Genomic DNA, 13352 nt, shown 5'->3' on the forward strand with positions numbered 1-13352 from the left:
GCCTGCACTGGACCGACTAGTGTACGACTTGTCCGGCCACGGCGCGCGAACGACGCGAAGCCGCAAGGTGAAGGAGCGGCTACCGGGCGTTGAAGTACTTCGCCTCGGGGTGGTGGATGACGAGGGCGTCGGTGGACTGCTCCGGGTGGAGCTGGAACTCCTCGGAGAGCTCCACGCCGATCCGGCCCGGCTGGAGGAGGTCGGCGATCTTCGCGCGGTCCTCCAGGTCCGGGCACGCCCCGTAGCCGAGCGAGAACCGTGCGCCCCGGTACTTCAGCGCGAACATGTCCTCGACGTCGGCGGGGTCCTCCCCGGCGAAGCCCAGCTCGCTGCGGACCCGGGCGTGCCAGTACTCGGCGAGGGCCTCCGCGAGCTGGACGGAGAGGCCGTGCAGCTCCAGGTAATCGCGGTAGGAGTTGGCGGCGAACAGCTCGGCGGTGGCCTCGCCGATCCGGGAGCCCACGGTGACGACCTGGAGGCCGATCACGTCCGTCTCGCCGGACTCCTCGGGGCGGAAGAAGTCCGCGAGGCAGAGGCGGCGGCCGCGGCGCTGGCGCGGGAAGGTGAAGCGGGTGCGCTCGGAGCCGTCCTCGTGCAGGAGGATCAGGTCCTCGCCCTTGGAGACGCAAGGGAAGTAGCCGTAGACGACGGCCGCCTCCAGGAGGTTGTTGGACTGGAGGTGATCGAGCCAGCCGCGCAGATGCGGGCGCCCCTCGGTCTCCACCAGCTCCTCGTACGTCGGTCCGTCACCGGTCCTGGCCTGCTTGAGGCCCCACTGCCCCTTGAACAGGGCGCCCTCGTCGAGCCAGGAGGCGTACTCCTTCAGCGGGATGCCCTTGATGACCCGGGTACCCCAGAACGGCGGCTCGGGGACGGGGTTGGTGGTGGAGACGTCCGAGCGCACCGAGCCCTCGGGCTCCTCGACCTCCAGGACGGCGGTGTCGGTGTCCTTCTTGGGGACCCGGCGCTGCTTGAGCTCGGGCAGGACCGCGCCCGGCACGCCGCGCTTGACGCCGATGAGCGCGTCCATCAGGCGCAGGCCCTCGAAGGCGTCGCGGGCGTAGCGGACCTCTCCCTCGTAGATCTCGTGCAGGTCCTGCTCGACGTAGGCCCTGGTCAGCGCGGCGCCGCCGAGGATGACCGGGAAGTCGGCGGCCATCTTGCGCTGGTTCAGCTCCTGGAGGTTCTCCTTCATGATCACGGTGGACTTCACCAGGAGGCCGGACATGCCGATGACGTCGGCGCGGTGCTCCTCGGCGGCTTCCAGGATCGCGGAGACGGGCTGCTTGATGCCGAGGTTGACGACGGTGTAGCCGTTGTTGGAGAGGATGATGTCGACGAGGTTCTTGCCGATGTCGTGGACGTCGCCGCGGACGGTGGCGAGCACGATCGTGCCCTTGCCGTCGTCGTCGGTCTTCTCCATGTGCGGCTCCAGGTGGGCCACCGCGCTCTTCATGACCTCGGCGGACTGGAGGACGAACGGCAGCTGCATCTGGCCGGAGCCGAACAGCTCGCCGACCACCTTCATGCCTTCGAGCAGCGTGTTGTTGACGATGTCGAGGGCCGGGGTGTTCTGGAGGGCCTCGTCGAGGTCGGCCTCCAGGCCGTTCTTCTCACCGTCGATGATGCGGCGCTGGAGCCGCTCGTCCAGCGGAAGGGCCATCAGCTCCTCGGCCCTGCCCGCCTTCATCGACTTCATGTTGACGCCCTCGAACAGGCCCATGAGCTTCTGGAGAGGGTCGTAGCCCTCGCTGCGGCGGTCGTAGATCAGGTCGAGGGCGACCTTGACCTGCTCCTCCTCCAGCCGGGCGATCGGCAGGATCTTCGAGGCGTGCACGATCGCGGAGTCCAGGCCGGCCTTGACGCACTCGTCGAGGAAGACGGAGTTCAGCACGACCCGGGCGGCCGGGTTCAGGCCGAAGGAGATGTTGGAGAGGCCCAGTGTGGTCTGGACGTCCGGGTGGCGCTTCTTCAGCTCGCGGATCGCCCCGATGGTGGCGATGCCGTCGCCGCGGGACTCCTCCTGGCCGGTGCAGATGGTGAAGGTCAGGGTGTCGATGAGGATGTCGGACTCGTGGATGCCCCAGTTGGTGGTGAGGTCCTCGATGAGCCGCTCGGCGATGGCGACCTTGTGCTCGATCGTCCGCGCCTGGCCCTCCTCGTCGATCGTCAGGGCGATCAGGGCGGCACCGTGCTCGGAGGCCAGGGCGCTGACCTGTGCGAAGCGGGACTCGGGGCCGTCGCCGTCCTCGTAGTTCACCGAGTTCAGCACCGCACGGCCGCCGAGCTTCTCCAGGCCGGCGCGCAGCACGGGCAGTTCGGTGGAGTCCAGCACGATCGGGAGGGTGGAGGCGGTCGCGAAGCGGCCGGCCAGCTCCGCCATGTCGGCGACGCCGTCGCGGCCCACGTAGTCGACGCAGAGGTCGAGCATGTGCGCGCCCTCGCGGATCTGGTCGCGGGCCATCTCCACGCAGTCGTCCCAGCGGGCCTCCAGCATGGCCTCGCGGAACTTCTTGGAGCCGTTGGCGTTGGTGCGCTCACCGATCGCCAGGTAGGCGGTGTCCTGGCGGAAGGGGATCGTCTGGTAGAGCGAGGCGGCGCCGGGCTCGGGGCGCGGGTTCCGCTCGGTCGGCGTGAGCCCTCGGGCCCGCTCCACGACGGCCTTCATGTGGGCCGGGGTCGTACCGCAGCAGCCGCCGATGAGGGAGAGGCCGTAGTCCCGGACGAACGTCTCCTGGGAGTCGGCGAGGCCGTCGGGGCCGAGCGGGAAGTGCGCGCCGTCCTTGGTGAGGACGGGCAGGCCGGCGTTGGGCATGCACATCAGGGGCGTACGGGAGTGGCGGGCGAGGTAGCGCAGGTGCTCGCTCATCTCGTCCGGGCCGGTGGAGCAGTTCAGACCGATGAGGTCGATGCCCAGCGGCTCCAGGGCGGTGAGGGCGGCGCCGATCTCGGAGCCGAGCAGCATGACGCCGGTCGTCTCGAAGGCGAGGGAGCAGATCAGGGGCACGTCGATACCCAGGGCGTCCATCGCCCGGCGCGCGCCGATGATGCTGGACTTGGTCTGCAGCAGGTCCTGGGTGGTCTCGACGATCAGGGCGTCCGAGCCGCCCGCGAGGAGGCCCTCGGCGTTCTTCTGGTAGCCGTCGCGCAGGACGTCGTACGCGATGTGGCCGAGCGAGGGCAGCTTGGTGCCGGGGCCGATCGAGCCGAGGACCCAGCGCTGGCGGCCGTCCTTGCCGGAGAACTCGTCCGCCACCTCGCGGGCGATGCGGGCGCCCGACTCGGAGAGCTCGAAGATCCGGTCGGCGATCTCGTACTCGTTGGCCGCGGAGTGGTTCGCGCCGAAGGTGTTGGTCTCGACGCAGTCGACGCCGACCGCGAAATACTCCTCGTGGACGGAGCGCACGATGTCGGGACGGGTGATGTTGAGGATCTCGTTGCAGCCCTCGAGGTTCTCGAAGTCCTCAAGGGTCGGGTCCTGTGCCTGGAGCATGGTGCCCATCGCACCGTCTGCTACCACCACCCGGGTGGCGAGCGCCTCGCGCAGGGCTGCTGCGCGGGTCCGGCTGTGGGGGGCGGGTGTCGGCGACGAGGCCATGGATGATCTCCCAGGGATGCGACGGCTGTCGGCTTTGCGTCCTTCTCGGGGAAGGCGCACCCCGTCAGCGTAGCCGGACACCTGGGCTCGTGGTCGGTCCGTCCATGAGGCGGACTGCATCCTGTGCGGATGCGGGCGCTGCGGACCGGCAGGAGGAGACTTTCCCCCGGAGTCCCGCGCAGGTCGGCATCGACCGATAGTGTTCAGCATTGTCGAACCGAGGTGGAGGAGTACGGCGCGATGGCCAAGAACATCCAGTCGCTGGAGCGGGCGGCCGCGATGCTGCGTCTGCTGGCGGGCGGCGAGCGGCGGCTCGGGCTGTCCGACATCGCCTCCTCCCTGGGGCTGGCCAAGGGCACCGCCCACGGAATCCTCCGCACCCTCCAGCTGGAGGGGTTCGTCGAGCAGGACGCCACATCGGGGCGCTACCAGCTCGGCGCCGAGCTGCTGCGGCTGGGCAACAGCTATCTCGACGTCCACGAACTGCGGGCCCGCGCCCTGGTCTGGACGGACGACCTGGCCCGCTCCAGCGGCGAGAGCGTCCACCTCGGCGTGCTCCACCAGCACGGCGTCCTCATCGTCCACCACGTCTTCCGGCCCGACGACAGTCGCCAGGTGCTGGAGGTCGGGGCGATGCAGCCGCTGCACTCCACGGCGCTCGGCAAGGTGCTGTCCGCGTACGACCCGGTGGCGCACAGCGAGGTCATGGAGGCGGAGCGCCGCTCCTTCACCGGGCGCACGGTCACGGCCGCCGACGAGTTCGAGGCGATGCTGGACCTGATCCGCGCCCAGGGCTGGGCCGCCGACGCCGAGGAGACCTGGGAAGGGGTGGCCGCGGTGTCCGCCCCGATCCACGACCGGCGCAGGATGCCGGTGGGCGCGGTGGCGGTGACGGGTGCGGTGGAGCGGGTGGCGCCGGCCGGCGTGCTGCGCCCCGAGCTGATCGCGGCCGTACGGGACTGCGCCCGGGCGGTCTCCCGGGACCTGGGCGCCGGACGCTTCTGAGCGCTGGGCCGCTCCCGAGGACCGGGCGGCCTCGCCCGAGGACCGGGATTCCTGCGGACCGAGTCGCCGCCCAGGACCGGACGGCCACCCCCGTGACGCATGCCGCAGGCGCCCGCGCGCGTCCGGGCGCATCGTGGGTAACGATCGCGTCGCGCACCGAGTCCCCGGCCACAGAACCCTTGACGCTTCCTTCACTCGGGGGAAACACTGCCGTTCAACGGTCGGCATTGTCGAACGCCTAACGGCAATAAGCGTTAGGGTGTGACAGTGCCAAGGGCCGGTCAAGCCCCTACAGGTGGGCTGCCCACGCTTCGTGGTCACCCACCTGGGGCGCGGACCACCGGAGGGACCCGGTGTTCCGCTCTCCCTCTGGACGAAGGACAAAGGAGTCGCGGGTGTCCAGCTCCGACATTTTCATCGGCGAGACCATAGGAACCGCCGTACTCATCCTGCTCGGTGCCGGTGTCGTTGCCGCCGTCACGTTGAAGCACTCGAAGGCCCGGAACGCGGGCTGGCTGGCCATCACCTTCGGGTGGGGTTTCGCCGTGCTGACCGGTGCCTACCTGGCCGGCGGCGTCTCGGGGGCCCACCTCAATCCCGCGGTCACCCTGGGCCTCGCCGTTCAGGGCGGCACCGCGTGGGGCGACGTACCTCTCTACCTCGGCTCCCAGCTGCTCGGCGCGATGATCGGCGCCGTGCTGGTCTACGCGGTGTACTACGGGCAGTTCCACGCCCACCTCAGCGACCCGGAGATCATCAAGGCGCAGCCCGCCGACGAGGGCATGGTCGACCAGGCCTCCGCCCCCAAGGCCGGACCGGTGCTCGGGATCTTCTCCACCGGCCCGGAGATCCGCAACGGTGTGCAGAACGTCGTCACCGAGGTCATCGCCACGCTCGTGCTGGTCCTGGCGATCCTGACCCAGGGCCTCAACGACGAGGGCAACGGCCTCGGCGCGCTCGGCGCCCTGGTCACCGCCCTGGTCGTCGTCGGTATCGGACTCTCGCTCGGCGGGCCCACGGGCTACGCCATCAACCCGGTCCGCGACCTCGGACCGCGCATCGTGCACGCGGTGCTGCCGCTGCCGAACAAGGGCGGTTCGGACTGGGGCTACGCGTGGGTACCCATCGTGGGGCCGCTCATCGGTGGCGCACTCGCCGGCGGGCTCTACAACCTCGCCTTCGCCTAGCCCACGCGGGTATCAGCGCCGTAACCCCTTTCACCCACAGACTTCCGGGAGCACACCGTGACCGACGCACACACGACCGGCACCCACGGCACCGGGCCGTTCATCGCGGCCATCGACCAGGGCACCACCTCCAGCCGCTGCATCGTCTTCGACAAGGACGGCCGGATCGTCTCGGTCGACCAGAAGGAGCACGAGCAGATCTTCCCGAAGCCGGGATGGGTCGAGCACGACGCGACCGAGATCTGGGAGAACGTGCAGGAGGTCGTCGCCGGGGCCATCGTCAAGGCCGGCATCACCTCCGCCGACGTCAAGGCGATCGGCATCACCAATCAGCGCGAGACCACGCTCCTGTGGGACAAGAACACCGGTGAGCCGGTGCACAACGCGCTGGTCTGGCAGGACACCCGCACCGACGCGCTCTGCAGGGAGCTCGGCCGCAACGTGGGCCAGGACCGCTTCCGCCGCGAGACCGGGCTGCCGCTCGCCTCGTACTTCGCCGGGCCCAAGGTCCGCTGGCTCCTCGACAACGTCGAGGGGTTGCGTGAGCGCGCCGAGGCCGGCGACATCCTCTTCGGCACCATGGACTCCTGGGTCATCTGGAACCTGACCGGCGGCGCCGACGGCGGCGTCCACGTCACCGACGTCACCAACGCCTCGCGCACCCTCCTGATGAACCTGCACAAGATGGAGTGGGACGACAAGATCCTCTCCTCCATCGGCATCCCGGCCGCGGTCCTCCCCGAGATCCGCTCCTCCGCCGAGGTGTACGGCCACGCCAAGGGCGGCATCCTCGACGGCGTGCCCGTCGCCTCCGCGCTCGGTGACCAGCAGGCGGCCCTCTTCGGCCAGACCTGTTTCGCCGAGGGTGAGGCCAAGTCCACGTACGGCACCGGCACCTTCATGCTGATGAACACCGGCCAGACCCCGGTGAACTCGTACAACGGGCTGCTCACCACCGTCGGGTACCAGATCGGCGACAAGCCCCCGGTGTACGCCCTGGAGGGCTCCATCGCGGTCACCGGTTCGCTGGTGCAGTGGATGCGCGACCAGATGGGCCTGATCAAGTCGGCAGCCGAGATCGAGACGCTGGCCTCCTCGGTCGAGGACAACGGCGGCGCCTACTTCGTGCCCGCCTTCTCCGGCCTGTTCGCCCCCTACTGGCGTCCCGACGCCCGCGGGGTGATCACGGGCCTCACCCGCTACGTCACCAAGGCGCACATCGCCCGTGCCGTTCTGGAGGCCACCGCCTGGCAGACCCGCGAGATCAGCGACGCCATGACGAAGGACTCCGGCGTCGAGCTGACCGCGCTCAAGGTCGACGGCGGCATGACGTCCAACAACCTGCTGATGCAGACGCTCGCCGACTTCCTGGACGCACCTGTGGTGCGCCCCATGGTCGCCGAGACCACCTGCCTCGGCGCCGCCTACGCCGCCGGCCTGGCCGTCGGCTTCTGGCCGGACACCGACGCACTGCGCGCCAACTGGCGCCGGGCCGCCGAGTGGACCCCCCGCATGGACGCGGACACCCGTGCCCGCGAGTACAAGAGCTGGCTCAAGGCCGTCGAACGGACCATGGGCTGGGTCGAGGACGAAGAAAGCTGACGAGGAGCATTCACCATGACCACCCTGCAGAGCGTTCCCGCCCTCGGAACGCACCCGGCCTCCGGCTCCCTGCCGAGCCGCGCCGAGACCCGGGAGCAGATGTCCCGGGCGACCTACGACCTCCTGGTCATCGGCGGCGGCATCCTGGGCATCTCCACCGCCTGGCATGCCGCACAGTCCGGGCTGCGGGTGGCACTGGTGGACGCCGGTGACTTCGCCGGCGCCACCTCCTCCGCCTCCTCCAAGCTGCTCCACGGCGGTCTGCGCTACCTCCAGACCGGCGCGGTCAAGCTGGTCGCGGAGAACCACTTCGAGCGCCGCGCGGTCTCCCGCGAGGTGGCCCCGCACCTGGCCAACCCGCTCACCTTCTACCTGCCGGTCTACAAGGGCGGCCCGCACGGCGCGGCCAAGCTCGGCGCGGGCGTCTTCGCCTACTCCGCGCTCTCCGCGTTCGGCGACGGCGTCGGCCATGTCATCTCCCCGGCCAAGGCGCAGCGTGACGTGCCCGAGCTGCGCACCGACAACCTCAAGGCCGTCGCGGTCTACGGCGACGACCAGATGAACGACGCCCGCATGGCGCTGATGACGGTCCGCGCGGCCGTCGACGCGGGCGCGGCCGTCCTCAACCACGCGGCCGTCACCGGGCTGCGCTTCACCCGGGGCCGGGTCACAGGCGCCGACCTGAAGGACGGCGTCGACGGCACGGAGTTCGGCGTCACCGCCCGCCTCGTGCTCAACGCGACCGGCCCCTGGGTCGACCACCTGCGGAAGATGGAGGACCCGAACGCGGCCCCCTCCATCCGCCTCTCCAAGGGCGCCCACCTGGTCCTCAAGCGGACCCGTCCGTGGCGGGCCGCGCTGGCCACCCCGATCGACAAGTACCGGATCACGTTCGCCCTGCCGTGGGAGGACATGCTGCTCCTCGGTACGACGGACGAGGAGTACGAGGGCGACCCGGCGGACGTCTCGGTGACCGAGGCGGACACCGCGCAGATCCTCGACGAGGCCGCGTTCTCGATCAAGGACCAGCAGCTCTCCCGCGACCTGATCACGTACTCCTTCGCCGGTCTGCGGGTCCTGCCCGGCGGTCCGGGCGACACCTCCAAGGCCAAGCGCGAGACGGTCGTCACGGAGGGTCGCGGCGGGATGCTGTCGGTCGCGGGCGGCAAGTGGACGACGTTCCGCCACATCGGCCGCACCGTCATGAACAAGCTGGCCGCCCTGCCGGGGCACCCGCTGGCCGAGGACATGGAGCCGATGAACCGGCTGCCGAAGAAGCTGCCGCTGCCGGGTATCGCCAACCCGAACGCGGTCGCCCACCGGCTGCTCATCGATGGCGGCACCCCTGGCCCCCGCATGGCGCCGGACACCGCCCGACACCTCGCCACCCACTACGGCTCGCTCGCCTTCGACATCGCGCGCCTGGCGAACGAGAGCCCGGAGCTGGCCGAGCGCGTCCACCCGGACGCCCCGGAGATCTGGGCGCAGGTCGCCTACGCCCGCGACCACGAGTGGGCCGAGACGGCGGATGACGTGCTGCGCCGCCGGACCACGCTGACGATCCGTGGCCTGGCGACGGACGACGTGCGCGACGGGGTCGAGAAGCTGCTGGCCGACCGGGACTGACCCGCCCCCACGGGTGCGCGGACGGGGGCGGTTTCCGACACGGGAACCGCCCCCGTCCGCATACGTGTGTCCCCGGCACGCGCCGACGGTCCTCCAGCCCGAGCGTGGCGCTCGGCGCGATCGCGGCCCGTACGAGGACCATCCGGCTGCTCACCGGCTGACCGTCGTCGCGATCCGGGGTGGCGGAGGACTGCGCAAGACGCTCCAGTGGTGCGCGGAGGAGATCGCGCCGGTGGTCCGGGGGGAGGCGCCTTCCTCGCTCCGGCAGTGCGGGCGCCCATGGGCTGATGCACTGACCGGGCCGCTGATCCACGCCTGCCGGCAAGGTTCACCCGGCCGTGCAAACGGGCTGCGGGCCAGGGGTCCCGAAGCCGTAAGGTTGCTCCGTACGTATGGAGACTTCGGAAGGAGGCCCGGGTGATCGAGCTCGAGTCGGTGCCCGAGCTGATCGACCCGGTCATGGTGGCCGCGTTCGAAGGCTGGAACGACGCCGGTGACGCCGCCTCCACAGCGGTGAGCCACCTGGACCGGGAGTGGAAGGGCGAGGTGTTCGCGGCGCTGGACGCCGAGGACTACTACGACTTCCAGGTCAACCGCCCCACGGTGTGGCTGGAGAACGGAGTGCGGAAGGTCACCTGGCCGACGACCCGCCTCTCGGTGGTCCGCGTCGGCGGGGAGAAGCCACGGGACCTCGTCCTGGTGCGCGGTATCGAACCGTCGATGCGCTGGCGCTCGTTCTGCAACGAGATCCTCGGCTTCGCCCATGAACTGGGCGTCGAAATGGTCGTCATCCTGGGCGCGTTGCTCGGTGACACCCCGCACACCCGGCCGGTGCCGGTGAGCGGGGTCACCTCCGACGCGGACCTGGCGCGGACGATGGACCTGGAGGAGACCCGGTACGAGGGTCCGACCGGCATCGTCGGCATCCTCCAGGAGGCGTGCACCCATGCCGGGGTGCCGGCGGTGAGCCTGTGGGCGGCGGTGCCGCACTACGTGTCGCAGCCGCCGAACCCGAAGGCGACGCTGGCCCTGCTGAACCGGCTGGAGGACCTGATCGGGCTGCGCATCCCGTTGGGCGAGCTGCCCGAGGACGCGCGGGCCTGGCAGGTCGGGGTGGACCAGCTGGCGGCGGAGGACAGCGAGGTCGCGGAGTACGTCCAGACGCTGGAGGAGGCGCGGGACACCGCGGAGCTGCCCGAGGCGTCCGGCGAGGCCATCGCCCGGGAGTTCGAGCGGTATCTGCGGCGCCGCGACGGCGGACCCGGGCCGGGCCCCGGCGGCCATGCGACGGAGAGCGGGGACTCGGCGTACCTGCGGGACCCCTCGAGCGGCCGCGCCCGGCCGCCGAAGCCGCCTCGTCCTGAGGCCGGGCCGGGTGAGGGCCAGCCGGGTCAGGGCCAGGGGAAGAAGCCCGAGGAAGGAAAGGGACCTGACGAGGCGTCCGGGGAGGAAACCCCCGACGGGGAGTGACAGCGCACGGTCGTGCCATCACGGCGACCGGCCCCGGACTTCGCGAAGAAGTCCGGGGCCGGTCCTGGTGGGGGGCCGGGCGGCGGCGGGCCGCCCTCCGTCCTACAGCGCGACCCCCAGCAGGGCGTCGACGGTACGGGAGACGAGGCCGGGTGCCCCCTCGTCCGTACCGCCCTCCGCGCTCTGGAGCTCGGCCCAGCGGTCCACGGCCGCCAGCGCCGCGGGGGTGTCCAGGTCGTCGGAGAGGGCCTCGCGGACCTCCTCGACCAGCGCGTCGGCCGGCCGCCCGTCGGGGCGGGAGACCGCGGCGCGCCAGCGGGCGAGACGCTCGACGGCGTCGGCGAGGACCTGGTCGGTCCACTCCCAGTCGGCGCGGTAGTGGTGGGAGAGCAGGGCGAGCCGGAGCGCCGCCGGGTCCACGCCCTCGCGGCGCAGGGTGGAGACGAAGACGAGGTTGCCCTTGGACTTGGACATCTTCTCGCCGTCGAGACCGACCATGCCGGCGTGGACGTACGCCTTGGCGAACGGGTGCTCGCCGGTCAGTGCCTGGGCGTGCGAGGCGCCCATCTCGTGGTGCGGGAAGACGAGGTCGGAGCCGCCGCCCTGGATGTCGAAGCCCATGCCGAGGTGGTCCAGCGCGATCGCGACGCACTCGATGTGCCAGCCCGGCCGGCCCTCGCCCAGGGAGGCCCCGTCCCAGCTCGGCTCGCCCGGGCGGGCGGCCGTCCAGAGCATCGGGTCGAGGGGGTTCTTCTTGCCGGGGCGCTCGGGGTCGCCGCCGCGCTCGGCGGAGAGCAGGCGCATCGCCGCCGCGTCGAGTCCGGAGACCTCGCCGAAGTGCGGGTCGGCGTCGACGGAGAAGTAGACGTCGCCTTCGAGGTCGTAGGCGGCGCCCGCCTCCATCAGCCGTTCGACGAGGGGCACGATGCCGGGTATGGCCTCGACCGCTCCGATGTAGTGCTGCGGGGGCAGCATCCGCAGGGCGGTCATGTCCTCGCGGAAGAGTGCCGTCTCGCGCTCCGCGAGCGCGGTCCAGTCCTGACCGTCGCGTGCGGCCCGCTCCAGGAGCGGGTCGTCCACGTCGGTCACGTTCTGGACGTAGTGAACCTGCCGCTTGGTGTCGAGCCACACGCGCTGAACGAGGTCGAACGCGTTGTAGGTCGCCGCATGACCCATGTGGGTCGCGTCGTACGGCGTGATGCCGCAGACGTAGATGCGGGCGACGGGACCGGGGTCAAGGGTGATCCGTCCGCCGGTCGCGGTGTCGTGGATCCGAAGGTCGCGGCCCTTGCCAGGCAGGGCGGGGACCTCAGAAGCGGGCCAGGCATGCATGTCATGAGCGTAACCGGACGACGCTTCCGGATACGAACCGGATCCGGATTCCTGTCCGAAGAGGCACTCTGGCGGTAAACCTGCGAAGGGCTGTAGGGCCAGGGTGTTCCCCCCGCGCCGGCAAGGCCCCCTAGACCGGCGGCCACGGGATCGGCGGCCACTGGCCGCTCGGCTTCGGGTGCACCCCGCCGTCGAGCAGCCCCGCCACCCGCTCCCGAAGGGCCTCCAGCTCGGCCGCCGTGATGAGTTGCGCCATCCGGGTGGCCAGGGGCTCCCCCGCCGCCAGCCCCGCGGCGAGCAGCCCCAGGACCCGCAGCGCCTCCTCGGTGAGCGGCTCGCCGGCCCAGCCCCACAGGAGGGTGCGCAGCTTGTCGTCCGCGTTGAAGGTGACCCCGTGGTCGATGCCGTACAGGAGCCCACCGGGAGCCGGCAGCAGATGCCCGCCCTTGCGGTCACCGTTGTTGATCACCGCGTCCAGCACCGCGAGCCGGCGCAGCCGGGGGTCGTCCGCGTGCACCAGCAGCGCCGTCTTCCCGTTCCCCACGTCGGCGAAGCCCACGGCCTTCCAGCCGTCGCCCGGCTCGTCGTCCTCGACGAGGGCGAGCAGTTCCGGTACGCCGTCGGCGGGCTCGGGCCCGTCGATCCAGAGCTGGCACATGCCCTGCCCGTACGGCCCCTCGCGCAGCACGGTGGGCGGCACGAGGTCCCACCCGGTCGCCCGGGAGATCTCGTACGCGGCCACCTCCCGCTGCGCGAGCGTCCCGTCGGGGAAGTCCCACAGCGGCTGCTCCCCCGCGACCGGCTTGTAGGCGCAGGTGCGCTCCTCGCCCTCGTACGCGACGGTGCAGTGCAGCACCGCGTTGGACGCCCCGCCGACCTGCCCGAGCACGGTGAGCGTGCCCTCGGTGAGCAGGGTGAGCAGCTCGGTGTCCGTCAGGCTCCGCGACGGTATCCGTTCTGGCGCGGGCATACGTGTCCTTCCGGATCGAGCGGCAGGCTGCACAACGGGCACGGCGGACGCCCGGCGTTGACGACGTCCAGGGCGCGCTTGGCGAACGCGCGGGCCTGGGCGCCGCTGAGCCGGACGCGGAGCATCGGCGGCCCGTTCTCCTCGTCCTGGAGGAGCTTCTCCTCGGCCTCCGCGAGGTCGTCCTCGGAGTCCGCGTCGAGTTCGACGAGGGCCTGCGCCTCGACGATCATGCGCTGTTCGTCGCCGTCCCAGGCCAGGGCCATGGTGCCGACCCGGAACTCCTCCTCGACGGGGACGTCGAGGGGGGCGGTGTCGGTGACGTCGGTGGGAGCCACGGCGGGCACCGGCGAGTTGCCCCCGGTACGCCGGACCACTTCGTCGAGCAGTTCGTCGATCCGCTCGGCCAGGGCGGCCACCTGGGTCTTCTCCAGGGCGACGCTGGTGACCCGCCCCTTGGAGGAGGCCTGCAGGAAAAACGTTCGGCGGCCAGGCAACCCGACCGTACCGGCCACGAATCGGTCCGGTGGGTCGTAGAGGAACACCTGACGGGACACGTCCTGTC

Annotated in this window: 9 protein-coding genes; 5 read left to right on the top strand and 4 right to left on the bottom strand. The window is 71.0% G+C overall.

Going from position 1 to position 13352, the window contains the following annotated elements; genetic code table 11:
- Positions 1-79: 79 nt before the first annotated feature.
- Entirely contained in the window at positions 80-3598 is a 3519-nt protein-coding gene (gene metH, locus ABZ154_RS02730; protein ID WP_356828365.1) for a methionine synthase, read from the bottom strand.
- Between the two features lie 240 nt (positions 3599-3838).
- On the opposite strand from metH, the gene ABZ154_RS02735 reads away from it, so the two are divergent.
- The 5 genes from ABZ154_RS02735 to ABZ154_RS02755 all read left to right on the top strand — a co-directional run bounded on the left by ABZ154_RS02735 (position 3839) and on the right by ABZ154_RS02755 (position 10488).
- Positions 3839-4603, top strand: coding sequence for an IclR family transcriptional regulator (locus tag ABZ154_RS02735; RefSeq protein ID WP_356828367.1), 765 nt, complete (start codon positions 3839-3841; stop codon positions 4601-4603).
- 395 nt (positions 4604-4998) lie between these two features.
- Positions 4999-5790 (top strand): MIP/aquaporin family protein, encoded by a 792-nt coding sequence (locus tag ABZ154_RS02740; protein WP_356828369.1) that lies wholly within the window; start codon positions 4999-5001, stop codon positions 5788-5790.
- A gap of 57 nt (positions 5791-5847) precedes the next feature.
- A complete protein-coding gene (gene glpK / locus ABZ154_RS02745) occupies positions 5848-7392 on the top strand; it encodes a glycerol kinase GlpK (RefSeq protein ID WP_356828371.1) in 1545 nt (514 codons plus the stop codon).
- Between the two features lie 15 nt (positions 7393-7407).
- Positions 7408-9018, top strand: a complete 1611-nt coding sequence (locus ABZ154_RS02750; protein ID WP_356828373.1) for a glycerol-3-phosphate dehydrogenase/oxidase — start codon at positions 7408-7410, stop codon at positions 9016-9018.
- Between the two features lie 417 nt (positions 9019-9435).
- A complete protein-coding gene (locus ABZ154_RS02755; RefSeq protein ID WP_356828375.1) occupies positions 9436-10488 on the top strand; it encodes a PAC2 family protein in 1053 nt (350 codons plus the stop codon).
- A gap of 102 nt (positions 10489-10590) precedes the next feature.
- Here ABZ154_RS02755 and mshC read toward each other — a convergent pair whose 3' ends face one another.
- From mshC to ABZ154_RS02770, 3 genes are all read right to left on the bottom strand, one after another.
- The gene (gene mshC / locus ABZ154_RS02760; protein ID WP_356828377.1) at positions 10591-11820 is read right to left on the bottom strand and encodes a cysteine--1-D-myo-inosityl 2-amino-2-deoxy-alpha-D-glucopyranoside ligase; all 1230 of its coding nucleotides are present in this window, start codon (positions 11818-11820) and stop codon (positions 10591-10593) included.
- Positions 11821-11950: 130 nt separating this feature from the next.
- Positions 11951-12790, bottom strand: a complete 840-nt coding sequence (locus tag ABZ154_RS02765; RefSeq protein WP_356828381.1) for an SCO1664 family protein — start codon at positions 12788-12790, stop codon at positions 11951-11953.
- The gene (locus ABZ154_RS02770) at positions 12754-13344 is read right to left on the bottom strand and encodes a DUF3090 domain-containing protein (protein ID WP_018515374.1); all 591 of its coding nucleotides are present in this window, start codon (positions 13342-13344) and stop codon (positions 12754-12756) included. The genes ABZ154_RS02765 and ABZ154_RS02770 overlap by 37 nt, the downstream gene beginning before the upstream one ends.
- Positions 13345-13352 lie beyond the last annotated feature (8 nt).

This window comes from Streptomyces sp. NPDC006261, assembly GCF_040613515.1.
Classification (GTDB): domain Bacteria; phylum Actinomycetota; class Actinomycetes; order Streptomycetales; family Streptomycetaceae; genus Streptomyces.